Here is an 883-nt window from a genome sequence, read left to right on the forward strand (position 1 = left end):
CAGCTTTTCGAGCTTGTGGCTTTCGTGTGCTTCCGCGGCCACGCCGGCATGCAGCGAGAAGCCGCCGACCTTGCCGGCGTCGCCGTCCAGAGAACCCGCATCACCGGGTAGCGTTTTCAGGGTGACGACCTTGCGGCCAGCGTCGCGACCGGTGGCGATGCGGTAGGTGATCGAACTCATCCGCAGCGCGTCCATGCCGTCGTCGCCCGCCGCGCTGTCGGACAGAAACACGGATTCGTCCTCGCCTTCCAGCCAGCCTTTGCGCGTCAGGTGCCGGCACACGCGATGCGCGATGGTGTTGGCCAGTTCCGTCAGTTGCGCCGATGTGGGCGCACGGGTGCGGTGCAGGCGCGGCTTGCGCTGCGGACGCTCGGTGGTGTCCTCGTACACGCCGTCGAGCCACAGCATGTGGAAGTGGATGTTGAGATTCAGCGCGCTGCCGAAGCGCTGGATCAGGGTCACCACGCCGCATTGCGCCGTATCCCGCGGCACGCCGGCCTGATCGGCAAGCCAACCGGCGATCACACGATGCACGATGCCCAGCACCGGGCCGATCGCCTCAGGCTTGCTGGCGAACAGGAAGCGCAACGGGTACGGGAAACTCAGCACCCATTGCCGCACCGGCCGCGGGCCGAACACCTCGTCCACCAGATGCCGCGCCGACTCGGCCATGCGCCGTGCGCCGCAGCTCGGGCACAGCCCGCGCTTCTTGCAGGAATACGCCACCAGCCTCTCGGCACGACAGTGCTCGCAGACCACGCGCAGGAAGCCGTGCTCGAGCACGCCGCAGCGCAGGTAGGTCTCGAACTCCTCGCGCACATACTCGGGCAGCGGGCGGTCTTCGGCCTCAAGACGCGCGATGAAGTCCGGGTAGTGCGCCTGC

1 protein-coding gene is annotated in these 883 nt (G+C 67.7%); it reads right to left on the bottom strand.

Annotated features, from left to right (window positions below):
• Nucleotides 1-883: transposase zinc-binding domain-containing protein (locus JCM9942_RS17045; RefSeq protein WP_172675197.1), on the bottom strand; the 883-nt coding region annotated here is incomplete at both ends.

Origin of the sequence: Stenotrophomonas pictorum JCM 9942, assembly GCF_001310775.1 — a bacterium.
GTDB classification, from domain to species: Bacteria; Pseudomonadota; Gammaproteobacteria; order Xanthomonadales; family Xanthomonadaceae; genus Stenotrophomonas; species Stenotrophomonas pictorum.